Source organism: Streptomyces sp. NPDC087844 (assembly GCF_044742785.1).
In the GTDB taxonomy this organism is placed as follows: Bacteria; Actinomycetota; Actinomycetes; order Streptomycetales; family Streptomycetaceae; genus Streptomyces.
The window spans coordinates 86,601-104,130 of sequence record NZ_JBIUVD010000022.1; the positions used below are offsets into that span (position 1 = coordinate 86,601).

At 71.7% G+C, this 17,530-nt stretch carries 13 protein-coding genes and 1 pseudogene; 9 read left to right on the forward strand and 5 right to left on the reverse strand.

Annotation, left to right across the window (positions count from 1 at the left end):
- Window positions 1–331 precede the first annotated feature (331 nt).
- The 3 genes and pseudogenes from ACIOKD_RS33140 (at window position 332) to ACIOKD_RS33150 (ending at window position 4,849) form a co-directional block, all read left to right on the forward strand.
- Window positions 332–2,542: an MMPL family transporter gene (locus ACIOKD_RS33140; protein WP_402091415.1), complete on the forward strand. Its 2,211-nt coding sequence runs from the start codon at window positions 332–334 to the stop codon at window positions 2,540–2,542.
- A 124-nt stretch (window positions 2,543–2,666) separates the two neighbouring features.
- A pseudogene (locus ACIOKD_RS33145) lies at window positions 2,667–3,918 on the forward strand (sensor histidine kinase); the annotation flags it as partial.
- Window positions 3,919–4,168: 250 nt separating this feature from the next.
- Entirely contained in the window at window positions 4,169–4,849 is a 681-nt protein-coding gene (locus tag ACIOKD_RS33150) for a response regulator (RefSeq protein ID WP_402091417.1), read from the forward strand.
- Window positions 4,850–4,943: 94 nt separating this feature from the next.
- Here ACIOKD_RS33150 and ACIOKD_RS33155 read toward each other — a convergent pair whose 3' ends face one another.
- Together ACIOKD_RS33155 and ACIOKD_RS33160 are read right to left on the reverse strand one after the other, a co-directional pair.
- Complete coding sequence (locus ACIOKD_RS33155; protein ID WP_402091420.1) at window positions 4,944–5,819, reverse strand: DUF4394 domain-containing protein; 876 nt, start codon at window positions 5,817–5,819, stop codon at window positions 4,944–4,946.
- A 264-nt stretch (window positions 5,820–6,083) separates the two neighbouring features.
- Window positions 6,084–6,533, reverse strand: a complete 450-nt coding sequence (locus tag ACIOKD_RS33160) for a DUF5707 domain-containing protein (RefSeq protein ID WP_402091423.1) — start codon at window positions 6,531–6,533, stop codon at window positions 6,084–6,086.
- A 357-nt stretch (window positions 6,534–6,890) separates the two neighbouring features.
- On the opposite strand from ACIOKD_RS33160, the gene ACIOKD_RS33165 reads away from it, so the two are divergent.
- The 3 genes from ACIOKD_RS33165 to ACIOKD_RS33175 are packed head-to-tail and all read left to right on the forward strand — an operon-like array spanning window position 6,891 to window position 10,584.
- A complete protein-coding gene (locus ACIOKD_RS33165) occupies window positions 6,891–9,545 on the forward strand; it encodes a histidine kinase (protein ID WP_402091425.1) in 2,655 nt (884 codons plus the stop codon).
- A complete protein-coding gene (locus ACIOKD_RS33170; protein ID WP_402091428.1) occupies window positions 9,542–10,240 on the forward strand; it encodes a response regulator in 699 nt (232 codons plus the stop codon). Before ACIOKD_RS33165 ends, ACIOKD_RS33170 begins: the two co-directional genes overlap by 4 nt.
- Window positions 10,237–10,584, forward strand: coding sequence for an SCO4225 family membrane protein (locus tag ACIOKD_RS33175; RefSeq protein WP_402091431.1), 348 nt, complete (start codon window positions 10,237–10,239; stop codon window positions 10,582–10,584). The genes ACIOKD_RS33170 and ACIOKD_RS33175 overlap by 4 nt, the downstream gene beginning before the upstream one ends.
- Window positions 10,585–10,710: 126 nt before the next feature.
- On the opposite strand, the gene ACIOKD_RS33180 is transcribed toward ACIOKD_RS33175, so the two are convergent.
- From ACIOKD_RS33180 to ACIOKD_RS33190, 3 genes are all read right to left on the reverse strand, one after another.
- Window positions 10,711–12,069 (reverse strand): MFS transporter, encoded by a 1,359-nt coding sequence (locus ACIOKD_RS33180; RefSeq protein ID WP_402091434.1) that lies wholly within the window; start codon window positions 12,067–12,069, stop codon window positions 10,711–10,713.
- Window positions 12,070–12,135: 66 nt separating this feature from the next.
- Window positions 12,136–13,062, reverse strand: coding sequence for an amidohydrolase family protein (locus ACIOKD_RS33185; RefSeq protein ID WP_402091436.1), 927 nt, complete (start codon window positions 13,060–13,062; stop codon window positions 12,136–12,138).
- 5 nt (window positions 13,063–13,067) lie between these two features.
- A complete protein-coding gene (locus ACIOKD_RS33190) occupies window positions 13,068–14,093 on the reverse strand; it encodes an amidohydrolase family protein (RefSeq protein WP_402091438.1) in 1,026 nt (341 codons plus the stop codon).
- 233 nt (window positions 14,094–14,326) lie between these two features.
- Between ACIOKD_RS33190 and ACIOKD_RS33195 the strand changes: the two genes are divergently transcribed.
- Genes ACIOKD_RS33195 through ACIOKD_RS33205 form a run of 3 tightly spaced genes read left to right on the forward strand, consistent with a single transcriptional unit; the run spans window position 14,327 to window position 17,485 of the window.
- A complete protein-coding gene (locus ACIOKD_RS33195) occupies window positions 14,327–15,016 on the forward strand; it encodes a response regulator transcription factor (protein ID WP_402091441.1) in 690 nt (229 codons plus the stop codon).
- 10 nt (window positions 15,017–15,026) lie between these two features.
- The gene (locus ACIOKD_RS33200; RefSeq protein WP_402091444.1) at window positions 15,027–16,496 is read left to right on the forward strand and encodes a sensor histidine kinase; all 1,470 of its coding nucleotides are present in this window, start codon (window positions 15,027–15,029) and stop codon (window positions 16,494–16,496) included.
- Window positions 16,493–17,485 (forward strand): TAXI family TRAP transporter solute-binding subunit, encoded by a 993-nt coding sequence (locus tag ACIOKD_RS33205; RefSeq protein WP_402091446.1) that lies wholly within the window; start codon window positions 16,493–16,495, stop codon window positions 17,483–17,485. The genes ACIOKD_RS33200 and ACIOKD_RS33205 overlap by 4 nt, the downstream gene beginning before the upstream one ends.
- The last annotated feature ends 45 nt before the right edge of the window (window positions 17,486–17,530 follow it).

Sequence of the window (17,530 nt, forward strand, 5' to 3'; positions counted from 1 at the left end):
CCGGCAGAGAGGTGCACAGGTGCGGCGGCACGGAGGCGCGGACACGTCCCAGGGGTCTGCGATCCCGTACCGCTGCGAAGTGGTCGCCTGGAACTTACCTGCGAGTAAGTTACTCGCGGTAGCAGTAAGAAGGTTACGGTTCGGTAACTTGACGGGCGCCAGACCAGAGGCTGACACGGCGGCCCGTCCCGTCGTCCCGGAGAGGGAGTCGGCGGCCTGTTCCTACTGCGTACCGAGTAGCGAAATGTGTCGGCAGACGCACGACGACAGGAGGGGCCTCCACCCGACAGCCTGGAGGGACATTAGGCACCAGATGTGGAGACCTCCTGCCGTGGCTACTTTTCTGTACCGCTTGGGCCGTCTGGCCTTCCGGCGACGCTGGTACGTCGCCCTCGTCTGGGCGGCCGTCCTGGCCGCGGTCGGTCTGGGCGCGATGAAGGCCCCGGCGGCGTCCGAGGAGGCGTTCTCCATGCCGGGCATCGAGTCCCAGAAGGCGTTCGACCTGATGGAGGAGCGCTTCCCCGGAGCGTCCGCCGACGGCGCCACCGCACGAGTCGTCTTCGTCGCGCCGAACGGTGGGAAGGTCACCGCCGCCGAGAACAAGCAGGCCGTCGAGAAAACCGTGCGAGGTCTTGGCGACGGCTCGCAGGTCGCCAGTGCCGCCGACCCCTTCCAGGCGAAGGCGGTCAGCAAGGACGGCACGACGGCGTACGCGACCGTCACCTACAAGGTCGGGGCCGAGGAACTGACGGACGCCAGCAGGTCCCAGCTGGTGAAGGCCCTCGACGAGGCCCGCGACTCCGGGCTGACCGTCGAGGCCGGCGGGACCGCGATGGAGGAGAACGGCGGACCGGGCGGAGCGGCCGAACTGATCGGCGTCGCGCTGGCCGCGGTCGTCCTGCTGGTCACCTTCGGTTCCCTCGCCGCGGCCGGGCTGCCGCTGCTGACCGCCCTCATCGGCGTCGGTGTGAGCATGGCCACGATCCTGACCCTGGCCAGCACGCTCGGCCTGTCCACGACGACCGGCACCCTGGCGATGATGCTGGGCCTCGCGGTAGGCATCGACTACGCCCTGTTCGTGGTCTCCCGCTACCGGGAGGAGCGCGCCCGGGGCCGTACGCCCGAGGAGGCGACCGGACTCGCGGCGGGCACGGCCGGTTCCGCGGTCGTCTTCGCCGGACTCACCGTCGTCATCGCGCTGGCCGGACTCGCGGTGGTCGGCATCCCGATGCTCACCAAGATGGGCCTGGCCGCGGCCGGCGCGGTCGTCGTGGGCGTACTGATCGCGCTGACGCTCGTACCGGCACTCCTCGGCTTCTGGCCGAACGCCGTGCTCACCCGCAAGGCCCGCAGGAGCGGCCGGGTCGAGGCGGAGGCCCGGGACAACGGCGGCACCCGCTGGGCGCGGTTCGTACTGCGCAGGCCCGTACCCGTACTGCTCCTCGGCGTGGTCGGACTCGGAGCCCTTGCGGTGCCCATGACCGATCTGCAGCTGGGCATGCCGGGCGACGAGGCGAAGGCGACGTCCACCACCGAGCGCCGGGCCTACGACGCGCTCGCCGAGGGCTTCGGGCCGGGCTTCAACGGTCCGCTGACCGTCGTCGTGGACGCCAGGGGCGACTCCGACGCGAAGGGCGCCGTGGAGGCGATCTCCAAGGAGATCGGCGCCACCGAGGGGGTCGTGTCCGTCTCCCCGGCTCGCTTCAACGAGGGCGGCGACACCGCCGTCTTCTCGGTCGTGCCCTCCACCGCGCCGACCGACCAGAAGACCACGGACCTGGTGGAGACCATCCGGGGCGAGCGGACCGGGGTCGAGGCCGAGACCGGCGCGACCTTCGAGGTCACCGGCACCACCGCGCTGAACATCGACATCTCCGACAAGGTCTCGGCCGCCCTGGTCCCGTACCTGATCGTCGTGGTCGGGCTTGCGATCATCCTGCTGATGGTGGTCTTCCGGTCCCTGCTCGTACCGCTCAAGGCGGCCCTCGGCTTCCTCCTGTCGGTCCTGGCGTCCCTCGGTGTGGTCGTCCTGGTCTTCCAGCAGGGCCACGGCGCCGAACTCCTGGGCGTGGAGCAGACCGGCCCGATCATGAGCCTGATGCCGATCTTCCTGGTGGGCATCGTCTTCGGCCTGGCCATGGACTACGAGGTGTTCCTGGTCTCCCGGATGCGCGAGGCGTACGTCCACGGGGAGTCGCCCGCCCAGGCGGTGACCAGCGGGTTCCGGCACAGCGCCCGGGTCGTCGTGGCCGCCGCGCTGATCATGATCGCGGTGTTCGCCGGCTTCATAGGCGAGAGCGAGTCCATGATCAAGATGATCGGCTTCGGGCTGGCCACCGCCGTTCTCTTCGACGCCTTCGTCGTACGGATGGCGATCGTGCCCGCGGTCCTGGCCCTGCTCGGCCACAAGGCCTGGTGGCTGCCGGGCTGGCTCGACAGGCTGCTGCCCCGCGTCGACGTGGAGGGCGAGGCGCTCAGCCGCAGGCCCGAGAAGGACCCGGCCCCGTCCGACACTGCGGACCTGGAAGTGGCCCGCACCTGAGACCCACCCGAGGCGACTGCCTCCCCCGGTAGGGGCCGCCCGTGATGAACGACACGGGCGGCCCCGTCGGCCGTTCGAACCCGGAAGCGTCCACGATGGACGCAGTCCACTCACCGGAGACCCGATGTCCAGCAGCCTGGAGCGTTACACGGACCGCTTCGAGCAGTACGCGGACCGCCATCCCCGCGTCATAGACGTGGCCCTGGCCGCGGGGCTGATGGGTTCCGCGACCCTCGGCAGCTCGCTCACGCTGCCCGGCGCCGTCCCGCCCGACCACGACAGTGCCGGGACCGTCCTGATGGGCGTGTCCTGTCTCGCCCTGCTGCGGTACCGCACGTACCCGCGGACCACCGTCGCCGTGATCACGGTCTGCACGGTGATCGCGATCAAACTCGGTTACCTGGTCACCCCCCTGCTGCTGGCACCGGTCATGGCGGCGCTCTACTGGCTGGCCGTTCTCAGCGACCGCAAGACCACCCGCGTCTACGGCGCCACCGTCATGGTGGCGCTGACGGCGGGCTCGGTGCTGTCCGACTCGATGGACCAGCACTCCCTGCTGCTCAGGACCATCGGGCCCTTCTTCTGGCTGCTGCTGCCGATCGCCGCGGGCAACATGACCCGGCTGCGGCGCGCCTACCTCACGGCCGTGCAGGCCCGCGCCGAACACGCCGAGCGCACCCGGGAGGAGGAGGCGCGGCTGCGCGTCACCGAGGAGCGCATGCGGATCGCCCGCGAACTGCACGACGTCGTCGCCCACCATCTGGCCCTGGCCAACGCCCAGGCCGGCACCGCCGCCCACCTCGCGCTCAGCAACCCCGAGCAGTCGCGGAAGATACTCACCGATCTGACCGGGACCACGTCGTCGGCGCTGCGCGAACTGAAGGCCACGCTGGGGCTGCTGCGCCAGCGCGACGACCCGGCCTCCCCGTCGCTCGAACCGTCCCCCGGCCTCCACTGCCTGCCCGACCTGGTGGCGGCGTGCGCGTCCGCGGGCGTCGCCGTCGCGGTGACCACGGAGGGCGTGCCCCAGCCGCTCTCCCCCGGGGTGGACCTCACGGCGTTCCGGATCGTGCAGGAGGCGCTGACCAATGTGACCAAGCACGCCGTCGCGGAGAGCGCGCACGTGCGGCTCGGCTACGCCGACTCCCGGTTGCTGATCACGGTCACCAACGACGGTCCCGCGGCGGTGGCCGCCATGACCGCCACGGCTCCTACGGCTGCCTCGGCTGCCTCGGCCGTCGAGCCGGGCCGGGGCTTCGGGGTCATGGGCATGCACGAACGCGCCCGGTCCATCGGCGGGGAGTTGCGAGCGGGTCCCCGCCCGGATGGTGGCTTCGAGGTCACCACGGCGCTGCCGCTGCAGCCGCTGGTGCCCGGGGTGACTGGGGTAACTGGTGTGCCGCGGGTGGCCGAGAAGGTCTCCGGAGCGGCCGACACCTCCGCAGCGTCCGCAGCGTCCGCAGCGTCAGCCGCCTCCGACACCGCCGACGCGGAGAAGCCCACGATGTCCACCATGTCCACCATGTGCGCCAGCTGTTTCACCTCCTTCACCTCCTTCACCTCCCTGACCTCCCTGACCTCCTCCACGCCCTCCAACCGGTCCGGTTCCGCAGAAGGAGAGAAGCCATGAGCATCAGGGTGCTGCTCGCCGACGACCAGGCCCTCCTGCGGGCCACTTTCCGGATCCTGATCGATTCCTGCGACGACATGACGGTGGTCGGCGAGGCCTCCGACGGCGTGGAGGCGGTGGACCTGACCCGCGCCCACCACCCCGACATCGTTCTCATGGACATCCGTATGCCGGGTGCGGACGGCCTCACGGCCACGTCCGAGATCTGCGCGGACCCGAAACTGTCCGCCACCCGCGTCCTCATTCTCACCACGTTCGAGACCGAGGACTACGTCGCCCAGGCGCTGCGCGCGGGTGCCAGCGGTTTCCTCGGCAAGGACGTCACGGCCGACACCCTGCTGGACGGGCTGAGAACCGTGGCGTCCGGCGAGGCCCTGCTTTCGCCGGGCGCCACCCGCACGCTCATCACCCGCTTCCTCACGTCCCCCGCACCGGGGGGTCACCTGGCGCCCCCGGAACGCCTGACCGAACTCACGGTCCGCGAACGCGAGGTGATGGCCCTGGCGGCGGAGGGAAAGTCCAACACCGAGATCGCCGAGGAGCTGACGGTCAGCCCGCTGACCGTACGCACCCACATCCACCGGGCCATGACGAAGCTGGGTGCCCGGGACCGGGCCCAACTGGTGGTCATCGCCTATCAGACGGGACTGGTGCAGGCGGGCCCGACCGCGCCCTGAGCAGCCGTCGGAACCGCCGCGGTCCGGAGCGTACGGGCCGCGGCGGGTCGGTGTGCTTCGGTGGGGCCCGTCGGGCCGGGGCTGCCGCCGGTGCTCAGGTCCCGGTCAGGCTGATCGCGATGTCCGTGACGTTCAGCGGGAACTGACCGACGGGTGACGGCTCCCCGGTGAGGACGTCGACCTCGTAGAAGAACGGGGTCTCGGCGCCGTACGGGGTGAGTGAGGCGAAGGCGGCGTTCGAGACCGTCTTGCCGTTGCTCAGGTAGCTGTAGATGTCCAGGCCCGCGTCCGTACCGGCGTCGAAGCCGAGGAGGCCGGTCGGTACGAGGTTGCCGGCGTTGGGCGGCGACTGGATGACGACCTGGTCGTTGTACGTGTCGATGTCGAACAGGGTCGTCGCGGTGGACCCCACCTTGTCGTTGTTCGTGTAGCCGGCCGCGGTGACGCCCTGGGCCGCCGTGGTGAGCGGCGGGAGGTTCAGCGCGCTGTCCGTGGCCGTGGTGCCGTCGTTCAGGTTGTGCCGCAGGTTCTGGCCGTAGTTGCTGATCACCCGTAACCGGTCGGCCGCAGGGTTGAAGTCGATGTCGAAGACCGAGCCGTAGAGCGTGACCGCGAGCTGGGAGACCTTGGTGACGACCACGTCGGCGGTGGTCGGCGGGAACGTGATCGTGTAGATCCCGCCCTTCTCCCCGACGCCGTACAGGAGGCCGTTCTGCACGCGGAAGTCGATCCCGATCAGCTTGGTGTCGCCGACGAGTCCCTTGATGCTCTTGACCCAGTTGAGGGTCGTCGGGTCGTCGGTGAGGAACGTGGCCATCGTGGTGCCCGTGCCGAAGATCCCGTACGCCCGCAGGCTGGGAGTGGCGTCGGGGGCGGCGGAGCTGGAGCCGGGTGCGCTCAGGGTGAGCGCGGTCGCCGCGGACACGACCGCTACCGCCGCCGCTATTCTCTTCTTGACCGCTGTTCTCATTGTTTTCCCTCCCGTTTGACCCGTACGAAGCAATTCCGCTTTCTGGTGAGCGGAGCGAGTCGGGTCGGCTGCGCGGTTTCCATTAAGCCCAGGCGGGATCGGTCCGACAAGGCGATCGGGCCACAAGGAGGGGCGGATCAAGGAACTTTGCGCACTGTGACAAAAGCGCGGTCGACATATCCTTCATCGATTCACCCGGAGTGATAAGCGCCCGTCCGGCAGGGCTTCGTGACGGGAACCTGTCGGGAGCGTGGCGGTGACCGGTCAGCCGGTGACCTCGAAAGCGGCGGCGCGGGGCACGAACGTCGTGTCGCCGTCCTTGGCCGTCGCCAGCACGGAGATGTGCCAGGTGCCCCGGTCCAGCTCGGCCTCCTCCTTCTTCGTGACCTTCAGGACGTAGGTGCAGCGGGACGTCTCGTCCGAGGTGCTCCGGCACTCGGCGCTGTCCACGGACCGCATCTCCGCCTCGGTCAGGTCGAGCTTCGAACTCGCGGGCCACGCGATGACCTTGAGGCCCTTGATGCCCGAGTCGTCACGCACGTCCGTGGTGAAGGTCAGCGAACCCGCGCCGCCGCCGGTCGGGGCGGCGTAACGGGTCGAGCTGTCGCTCAGGGCCGGTTCGGAGGAGGACGAGGCCATGGCGAGCCCGCCGGCGGCGATTCCGCCTACGACGGCGAGACCGGCGAGCGACGAGATGAGAATGCGCTTGGACATGAGATATCCCCCTGGATCGGGCTGGGCTGGATCGGACTGGTCTGAATTGCGCTGGGCTGAATTTTGCTGAGCTGTATTGGACTGGCCGAGTTGCAGCGGTACGCGAATTCCCTTCGGCGGGCCGCCGCTCTCTCGATGTGTTCAAGATTAGGCCGGGGGGTGTCGCGGGGTCGTCACGCTGCCGGATGATTGCCGTCCCCGCTCATCTCCAACCCTGGTAAGAGACGGGAATCCACCCTCGGCTGGAGCCGGGCCGCCCGGTTGCGGCCATAGCCTTGCTCCGTCATGAAACCCGCCATGAAACACGCCATGAAACACGCCACGGGATCCGCCAAGGGATCCGCCATGAGATCCGCCATGAACCGAATCGACGACCGGCTGCTGCCGGTCCTGCTGCTCTGCGTCCAGGCCCTGGTGTGGCCCGGCGCGGCGCTCGTGCGCGGGGCCGCACCGGACGCGTCCGCGCTCCTCGTGGCGCTCCTGGTCGCCGGATCGGTGACCGCCGCACTCGCCCTGCGCCGTGCCCGCCCGGTCGTCACCCTCGTGCTGGTCGCCGCCGCCTGCGCGTTGGGCGCCGGGCCGCTGCCCACCGGGGCGATGGCGGTGCTCGGGACCGCGGGCGTCGGGCTGGCCCTGTTCACCGTGGCGACCGAACGGGACACCTTCACCGCCGTGCTGTGCGTGGTGGCGCTCGCCCTCTGGCAGGTGCTGCAGAACCTCAGCCTGCACGGGCTCAGCGAACGCGACGGACTCGACCTCGTCCTGACCGCCCTGCTGTACGCCGTCACGTGCGGCGCCGGCCTTCTCGTACGGCGTGCCCGTCGGGCCCGGCGGGCGGCCGGACAGCTGCTGAAGCGGGCCGAGGCCGAGCGGCACCGGCTTCCGGCTGTCGAACGGCGGCGGATGGAGAGGGAGTTGCACGACGTCAGTGCCCACCATCTGACGGCCGTGGTGGTCACGGCGGGGGCCGCCCTCGGGTTGCGCGAGCGCCGTCCCGAACTGGCCGAGGACGCGCTCGGGTTCGCGGTCGAGACCGGTCGTGAGGTCACCAGGGCGCTCGGCGCGGTACGGGCGCCGGCGCCCTCGCGGGAGGATCTGCCCTCGCCGCAGGAACGGCTGCGGGAACTCGTCGCGGGGTTCCAGCGTCTGGGCCAGCCCGTGGACTGCGAGATCGGCGCCCTGCCGGACGGCGCCGTCGCGGACGCGGTCTTCGGCATCGTGCGCGAGGCGCTCACCAACGTGGCCCGGCACGCTCCCGGTGCCCGGACCGTGGTGCGGTGCCGGTACGGCGACACGCGCACGGAGGCCGTGGTGACCAGTGCGGCGGCGCCCTCCGGTGCGGCGGCCCCGGCGGCGCACGGGGCCGGTCTGGGCGGGGGACGCGGCCAGGGGTTCCTGCGGGCCCGGGCGCGGGAGGCGGGCGGGACGCTGACCAGCGGGCCGACGGAGGAGGGTGGCTGGGAGGTACGTGCCGTGCTGCCCGGGCGGGTCGCCGGGCCGGTGGGGCGGGTCGTGCCGCGTAACTATCGGGTGGCGCAGGTGGTGGCCGCCGCCGGGCTGGTTCTGCAGCCGTTGCTTCCCGTGCTGGTCATTCAGGAGGAGAGCGTGGCGTCGGCCGACGGGGGTGTGTCCGCGGGGCTGCTCTTCGCGCTGCTGGCCGCGGCGCAGGTGGTCGCGCTGTTGTGGCTGCGGCGGGCGCCGCGGGTCGCGTGGGGTGCGCTGTTCGGGCTGGCGCTTCTTTGGCCTGCGGCGATGCGGGTGGGTGAGTACGGTGGGCCGGTTCTGCTGCCGGTGGGGCTGAGTGTGCTTGCCACGTGTGCGGCGGGGTGGGTGGGGGCGTCGTTGTATGGCCGCGGGTCGGTGGGGGCTGGGCGCGCAGTTCCCCGCGCCCCTGAAAGACCGGGGGCTGGGCGCGCCGTTTCCCGTGCGCCTGAAAGACCGGGGGCTGGGCGGGGCGTTTCCCGTGCGCCTGAGGGACGAAGGACTGCGCCGTTCCCCGCGCCCCCGAAGGCGGTGAAGGATCGCGCCGTTTCCCGTGCGCCTGAGAGACCGGGGGCTGGGCGGGGTGTTCCCCGTGCGGCTGAGGGACGAAGGACTGCGCCGTTCCCCGCGCCCCCGAAGGCGGTGAAGGATCGCGCCGTTTCCCGCGCCCCTGGAAAGCGGCGGACTGTGCCGTTCCCCGCGCCCCTTTCGGGGGTTGCCGTTGTTGCTGTGGGGGTGCATGCCGGGGCTGTGGTCGTTGTTGTGTCGGGGCAGTGGGTGGTGGCGGTTTGTGGCGTGGCTGGGGTGGGGGTCCTGGTGGGTGGGGCGCTGTGGGGTGGGCTGCTGTGGGGGCGGCGGGAAGGGCGTGCCCGGGGGGTGCGGGACGAGCGGCTCGCCGCCTGGACCGGGGAAGCAGTCCGGGACGCGTGGGCCGAGCGGCGCCGGATCGCGGCCGGGCTGGAGACCACCGTGCTGGCGCGTACCGCCGACATGGTCGCCGAGGCGGAGGCGGGCCGTCTCGACGCGACCGCCGAACGCGCCCGCGAGGCCCTCGCCGCGATGCGCGCCCTCCTCGACACCGTCCGGGACGGGGTGGGAGAGGGAGAGGGGGAGGGGGATCGGACGGCGGAACTGCGGCCGCAACCGACCCTCCAAGCCCTCGATCTGCTTGCCCAGCAGTGCCGGGCCGGCGGTCGTGACGTCGAGATACGGGTGACCGGCCGCGTACCGGAGCGGCTGCCCACGGCGGTGGATCTGGCCGCGTACCACGCCGCCGAGACGGTGCTCGCGGCCGGCGGCGAGGAGACCGCGGTACTGGAGTTCGACGTGGACGGGGATACCTTGACGCTCACGGCCACCGGGGTCCCCCGTGCCGCCCGCTCCGCCGTACGGGAGTCGCTGGCGGCGCGTGCCGCCGCGCTCGGCGGCACCCTGGACACCGACCGGCCGGGCACGGTCGGGCTCCGGCTGCCACTCGCGCCGGTTCCGCAGGAGGACGACGTCATGTCGGCCGAGGAGAGGGAGCGATGAGCCTCAAGGTACTGGTCGTCGACGATCAGGGCATCGTGCGGGCGGGGTTCGCCGCCGTGATCGACGCCGAGGAGGACATGACGGTCGTGGGCGAGGCCGCCGACGGCGCCGCCGCGGTACGTCTCGCCGCGGAACTCGCTCCCGACGTCGTCGTGATGGACGTGCGGATGCCCGTGCTCGACGGCATCGCCGCCACCCGCATCATCACCGGCCGCCAGGACGCGCCCCGGGTCCTGGTGCTGACCACCTTCGACCTCGACTCGTACGTCTTCGACGCGCTGCGGGCCGGCGCCTCGGGTTTCCTGCTCAAGGACGTGCACGCCGCCGAACTGCTGCAGGGCATCAGGGTGGTGGCCACCGGGGAGAGCGTGCTCGCCCCGTCCGCGACCCGCCGGCTCATCGGCCACTACGCGTCGGGAGCGGGCGCGGGGATACGGGCCGGGAGCGGTCCGAGCGAGCTGGACAGCCTCACCGGCAGCCAGCGCAACGTCCTCGCCCTGATCGCGTCCGGACTCAACAACGCGGAGATCGCCGACGAACTCGGCATCACCGTCGGCACGGTCAAGTCCCACGTCAACGCGCTGCTGCGCAAGCTCGGCCTGCGGGATCGCGTCCAGGCGACGATCCTCGCGTACGACCTCGGGCTCGCCCGTCCGAATCCGCCCGGTACCGACCCGAGGAGTGCAGCCCTGTGACCGTGACCGGTAAGAGCCCCGGCTCCGGCCCGACCGCCCTTGCGCGACGTCTGGGGCGCCCCCTCAAGGACGTCTTCGCCCTCGTCTACCTGGCGGTCTGTGCCGGCCTGGTCGTGTGGGCGTACGTGGTGAGCGCGAGCGACGGTTCGGACGGGTCCATGGCGGGTGTCATCCCGCTGCTCGCCACCGCCCCGGCCAGTTTCGTGCCGCTGATGCTGCTGCCGGAAGGCGCCGCGATGTTCGTCCTCGCCATCGTGCTCGGGGCGCTGGCCAACGCGCTCTTCATCGGCTGGTGTGCCCGTGCGCTGCGTCGCGGCCGAGGCCACTACGACTCGACGTCCTGAACCCACCCCGCGCCCCATCAGGGGCGCGGGGAACGGCGCAATCTTTGAGGGGCGCGGGGAACGGCGCGGCCGGCCACGCACGGGCCACGCACGGGCCGCACCCGGTGACCCACCTCCGGCAGCGGGTCACCCCGGTACGTGCACCCGCTTGGACTCCGCCTCAGCCAGCCGCGCGGACCGCGTCCGCGTGCCGAACGCGGCCAGCGTCACCGCGCCCACCAGCCACGTCCCCGCGATGAAGTAGAAGACGCTCTGATAACCGTGCCCGGTGTACAGCGCGGCCACGATCAGCGGACCCGCCGCGTTCGACAGCCGCCCCAGCCCGTAGGACACGCTCGTGCCCAGCGACCGGGCCCGGGTGTCGAACAGCTCGGGCGAGTAGGCGTACGCCAGAGCCGTGTAGCCGCGCTCGAAGAGGTTCACGAGGAAGCCGAAGACGATGATGAGCACCGGGTTGAAGGTCAGCCCGTACAGCAGGCCGCACACCGCGATCACCGTGCCGAAGGCCACCAGGCACCACTTCCGCTCGAAGCGGTCGGTGACCAGCGACGCCAGATAGCAGCCGAGCGGCGCTCCGACCGTGGTGAGAGCCACGTAGAAGACCGACTTCTCGACGCTGAAACCCTCCTTGGCCAGCAGGGTCGGCGCCCAGCTCGAATAGCCGAAGAAGCCGATGGTCTGCGTCATCCAGAGGACGGAGAGCAGCAGCGTCGGCAGCAGGTACTTCTTCTGCAGGAGCAGCCGCAGCGGAGCCTTCGTCGACGGCGTCTCGGCGACCGGCGGCGCGGGCTCGGGCAGCGGCCCCCTCTCCGCCACCACGTCCGCCTCGATCTCCCTCAGGACCGCGTCCGCCGCCGCGTGCTCGCCCCGGCTCTCCAGCCAGCGGGGCGACTCCTTGAGGCGGCCGGAGAAGAGGACGAGCAGGACACCCAGCGAACCCCACAGGTACACCAGCCGCCACGACCAGTCGTTGAGCGGGACGACCGCGCTGGCGATGAGGTTGGTGACGGGCGTGCCGCAGATGCCGATGGCGATGGCGTACGCCTGGTACTTGCCGCGGATCGCCGACGGGTACATCTCGTTGACGTAGACGACCCCCACGACGGTCATCGCCGACAGGCCCGCCGAGGTCAGGACGCGGAAGACGCCGAGCGAGACCAGGTCCCAGGAGAACACCGCCGCGAACGAGGAGATGCCGAAGAACAGGGTGGTCCAGACCAGGGCCCGTTTGCGGCCGAACCGGTCGGCTATGGACCCGGCGACGATCGCCCCGATGAACATGCCGACGAAGGAGAGCGAGGTGACGTAGGCGACCTGGTCGATCGTCAGGCCCCACAGCTTGATCAGTTTCGGCGCGGTGGTGGCGAAGCTGTTGATGTCCGCGAACTCGAAGAAGTACGCGAAGGCGACGGCGAGCAGGGTGACCTTGTGGAACCGGGAGACCGGCAGCCTGTCCAGCCGGTTCAGCGCGTTGGCTTGTTGCATGAGCGGCCCTTGTTCGAGTCGGGGAGAGGTGGGGTGGGGAGGGGTGGGGAACGGGAGTTGTGGGGGTCAGCCGGTCTCTTCGGGCCAGTACAGGCTCATCGGGTTGGTGACCAGGAGCTTGTGCCGCTGCTCGGCCGTGACCGCCACGTGCGGTATGTGGTCGACGAGCAGGCCGTCGTCCGGCATGTGGTCGGTGAGGTTGGGGTGCGGCCAGTCGGTGCCCCACAGCACCCGGTCGGGGAACTCCGCCACGACCCGGCGGGCGAAGGGGACGACGTCCGTGTAGGCGTGGCGTTCGCCGTGCAGGGCTGCGGGGCCCGTGACGGTCAGGCGCTCGGGGCAGCTCACCTTCACCCACACGTCGTTGTCCTCGACGAACCGCAGGAAGCGGGTGAACTGCGGGCCGTCCACCGGCCGCGTCACGTCCGGCCGTCCCATGTGGTCCACGACCAGCGGGACGGGCAGCGAACCGAAGAAGGTCTCCAGCTCCGGCAGGTCGACGCTCTCGAAGTAGAGGACGACGTGCCAGCCCAGCGGGGCGATCCTCTCGGCGATGGTGAGCAGGTCGTCCGCGGGCGAGGTGTCCACCAGACGGCGTACGAAGTTGAAGCGCACCCCGCGCACCCCCGCCGTGTCCAGTGCGCGGAGTTCGCTCTCCGCGATGTCCGGGCGGACCGTCGCGATGCCGCGTGCCCGGCCGCCGGCCGACCGGACGGCGTCGACCATGGCGCTGTTGTCCGCGCCGTGGCAGGTGGCCTGCACGATGACGTTGCGGGCCACACCCAGGTGGTCGCGGAGCGCGAAGAGGTCCTCCTTGCCGCCGTCGCAGGGCGTGTACTTGCGCTCCGGAGCGAAGGGGAACTCCTCCTGCGGGCCGAAGACATGGCAGTGCGTGTCGACGGTCCCCGGCGGCAGCCGGAAGGTCGGCTCGGAGGGATTCTGGTACCAGTCCAGCCAGCCGGGGGTCTTGGGGGAGCCCGTGAGTGCGCTCATGCGGCTCACCGCCCCTGGCGCTTCAGCAGCGCGTCCAGCCGCGGGTACACCGCGCGGGCGTTGTGCTCCTGGACCGCCGCCAGGTCGTAGGGGGAGAGGTCGGCGGCCTCGGCGTACCGGCGGGTGTCGTCGAAGTGGTGGCCGGTGCACGGGTCGATGTCGCGGACCGCGCCGATCATCTCCGAGGCGAAGAGGATGTTGCGGGCCGGGATCACGTCATACAGGAGGTCCGAGCCGGGCTGGTGGTAGACGCAGGTGTCGAAGTAGACGTTGCCCAGGACGTGTTCTTCGAGTGGTGGTTTGCCGAGTGCCATCGCCAGGCCCCGGAAGCGGCCCCAGTGGTAGGGGACCGCGCCGCCGCCGTGCGGGATGACGAAGCGCAGGGTTGGGAAGTCGGCGAACAGGTCACCCTGGACGAGCTGCATGAACGCCGTGGTGTCGGCGTTGAGGTAGTGCGCGCCGGTGGTGTGGAAGGCCGGGTTGACGCTCGTACTGACGTGGATCATCGCCGGGATGTCGTACTCGGCCATCTTCTCGTAGAGCGGGTACCACGAGCGGTCGGTGAGCGGCGGGGAGGTCCAGTGGCCGCCCGAGGGGTCGGGGTTCAGGTTCACCGCGACGGCGCCGTACTCCTCCACGCAGCGGGTGAGTTCCGGTACGCAGGTGGCGGGGTCGACGCCGGGCGACTGCGGGAGCATCGCGGCGGGTACGAAGCGCTCCGGGTACAGCCGCGAGACCCGGAAGCAGAGTTCGTTGCAGATCGCGGCCCAGGCGGCGGAGGTCGCGAAGTCCCCGACGTGGTGGGCCATGAACGAAGCGCGCGGCGAGAAGACCGTGACGTCGATGCCGCGCTCGTCCATCAGCCGCAACTGGTTCGGCTCGATGCTCTCGCGCAGCTCGTCGTCGCCGATGCGCAGGTCCGCCGGGTCGGGGGCGGCCGACGGGTCGGTGAGGGAGGCGGTCTGCCGATCGCGCCAGGCCGCCAGGGCCGGTGGGGCGGTCGTGTAGTGACCGTGACAGTCGATGATCATGACGGCGTCCTTCGCAAGCCGAGCTGCTCTGCTGGGTGCCGTGCAGCCTCACCCGGGCCCGCCCCGCCGCACGAGAGGACCGAACACAGAACTAACGTCCCCTTAACACTCCAGGGGGTGCGGGGCCGGTGTGGTCTACATTCGGTTGCGTGGCTACGGGGAGTGGCCACGACCGGACGGGGCACGGACGTGGCACGGGTGTGACACGGGTGTGACCGAAGGAGGTGGACCGGGTGGAGGTACTGCTGGCCGAGGACGACGACGGCGTGGCCGCGGCGCTCGTGGAGGCCCTGTACGACCACGGGCATGTCACCCGGCGGGTCCGGTACGGCCAGGACGTACTCACCTACCACCGAAGCTCCGACCTGCTCCTTCTCGACCTGGGACTGCCCGACATCGACGGCTTGGACGTGCTGCGCGCCCTGCGGGCGGTGAGCGACATGCCGGTGGTGGTGCTCACCGCGCGTGGCGACGAGCGGTCCGTGGTGCGCGGGCTGCGGCTCGGCGCCGACGACTACCTCGTCAAGCCGGTACGCCTCGCCGAACTGCTCGCCCGTATCGACACCGTCACCCGGCGTAACGCCGCCAGGCACGCGCCCGCGGCTTCGGCCGTACGGACCGTCCGCGCCGCCGACGTCGAGGTGGAGCTGGACGCGCGCCGGGTCCGGGTGGACGGGGCGGAGGTCGAGCTGACCACCAAGGAGTTCGACATCCTCGCCGTGCTGGCCGGGCGTGCGGGCACGGCGGTCAGCCGCGAGCAGCTCCTGGACGAGGTGTGGGGCGACGCCCATCACTCCGTGTCCCGCTCCCTGGACGTCCACCTCACCCAGCTGCGCGCCAAACTGCGCCGCCCCGAGCTGCTCACCACGATCCGGGGCTTCGGCTACCGCTTCGGAGCCTCGACAAGGGCCGACGAGGACTGAGGGGCGAGGCGTGCGCACCAGGGTCCAGGCCGCGCTGCTGCTGTTCGTCGTGATCGCGGTGGCCGCGTTCGCCGTACCGCTGCTGCTGTTCACCGCGTCCGACCGCACCCAGCAGCTGGTCCTCGCCCGCAGTGCCGACCTCGACCGTTTCGCGGCCCTCATGGACCAGGCCGCGGCGACCGGCGACACCTCGGCCGTCGCCGCCGAGGCCCGGCGCTACACCGAGCTGTACGGCGAACCGCTCGTCGTCACCGACACCCGCCGCAGGACCGTCGTCCAGACCGGCGGCATGCGGGCCGCCGACCCGGCCGTCGCCCGGCTGCTCGACGCGGCGCTGCGCAACCAGACCGAGCATCCCTCGGGGGCGCTGCGTCCCTGGTCACGGGGGTACCGGATGTTCGCCGAGCCCGCCGGCACCGGGACCCGCGTCTCCGGGGCCGTCGTGCTGCGGGCCTCGGTGGGCACCGCCGCGGACGAGATCACCCGGCGCTGGGCCGCCGTCCTCGCCGGGGCCGCGCTGGTCGCCGTCGCCTGCGCGGTCCTCGCGCGGGCCGCGACGGGGTGGGTGGTGAGCCCGCTGCGCCGCCTCGACCGGGCCGTCGGCCAGCTCGCCGCGGGACTCCCGCCGGAACAGACCCGGGCCGGCGGCCCGCCCGAACTGCGCCAGCTCGCCACCGGCTTCAACCGCATGGCGCGTACCGTCACGGCGGCCCTGGAGCAGCAGCGCAGGCTCGTCGCCGACACGTCCCACCAGATGCGCAACCCGATGGCGGCGCTCCGGCTGCGCGTGGACGCCCTGCACACGCATCTGTCCCCGTCGGCGCCGGCCGACCGCACGTACACCGGGGTCACCACCGAACTGGACCGCCTGGAGACGCTCCTCGACGACCTGCTGACCCTCGCCACCGCCGAACACCGGGCCGGGGAACTGACGGTGACCGACGGCTCGGGCGGCCACTGCGACGCCGTGGCGGTGGCGGCCGACCGGTACCGCCTGTGGGAACCGGTCGCCGAACGCTCAGGCGCCCGGCTGACCCTCACCTCGGCCGCGCCCCCCGTCCCGGCCGCCTGCACGGACCGCGAACTCGCCCAGATCGCGGACATCCTCCTGGACAACGCCATCAAGTACGCGGGCGAGGGCGCGGAGATCACCCTCGACTGCGCAGGCGAGTCCGGGTCCGGGTCCGGTTCCGGGTACGCGGTCCTCACGGTGACGGACGACGGCCCTGGTCTCGGCACGGACGAACTCGCCCTGGCCACCACGCGCTTCTGGCGCTCGGACCGCCGGCGCGAGAGCCGCACGGCGGGTACGGGCCTGGGTCTGGCCATCGCCGAACAACTGCTGGCGGGCCGGGGCGGCCGACTGGAACTGACGGCGGCGCGTCCGCGCGGGCTGCGGGCGAGAGCGGTGGTGCCGCGCGCGGTGACGGGTGGAGCGGGCGGTATCGGCGGTCGGGGCGAGCCGGGTGATGTCCGATGAACCGCCCCCTCGACCGCCGTACCCTCCTCCACGCCGCCCTCGGCACGGCGGCCTTCGCCGTTCTCGGTGGTGCGCTCACCGCCGACGCCTCCGGGCAGCGCCCCGGGCCGAGCGGCGTCCTGCGCATCGCGACCGGTGAACCGACGGCCTTCTACGAGGCGTTCGGCCGACTCCTCACCGCGGAACTGGAGTCGGTGTACCCCCGGCTGAACTGCCGCGTCCGCACCACCGCGGGCAGCCTCACCAACATCGAGCTGCTCCGTGACCGCCGCGCCGACCTCGGACTCGTCCTCACCGACACGGCGCTGGCCGCCCAGGGCACCGACCTCCTCCCGCGGGCGGTGCCCCTGCGCGCGATCGGCCGGGTGTACGAGACCTACCTGCAGTTCGTCGTGCGCGCCGACTCGCCCGTGCGCGAGGTGGCCGATCTGGCCGGACACCCCGTCTCGCTCGGCGCGACCGGGTCGGGCGCGGCCGTGCTCGGCGCCCGGATCCTGCACGCCGCGGGCCTCACCCCGGGCACCGACGTCCCCGTGCTCCACCTTCCGCTGGCCGAAGCGGCCGAGGCGATGCGGGCGGGCTCGGTCGACGCGCTGATCGTCGCGGGCGGTGTGCCTCTGCCCGCCCTGTCCGACCTCGACGAACGGCCCGGTCTGCGCTTCCTGCCGCTGGCCGGGCTGCTGCCCCGGCTGGGCGGGCGGGCCGGCCGGGCCGGTTCCGGTCTGGAGGAGGTGTCCCTGCCGCAGGGCGCGTACCGGTCGGCGGGCGGGGTCGCGACCATCGGGGTGTCCAACCTGCTGGTGTGCCGGCCCGACCTGCCGCACGCCGTCGCCGAGGCACTGACCCGCCTGCTGGTCCTGCGCGCGACGGCCCTCGTCCCCGACAACGCCGTCGGCACCCAGTTCCTCGACGTCGGGAGCCTGATCGGCACGGGGGGAATCGCCCTGCACCCCGGGGCGGCGGAAGCGTACCTGGCGCTGCACGGCTGAAGTGGTTCCGGTGGGTGCCGGGGCATTAACCCGGTCACCTTTGTC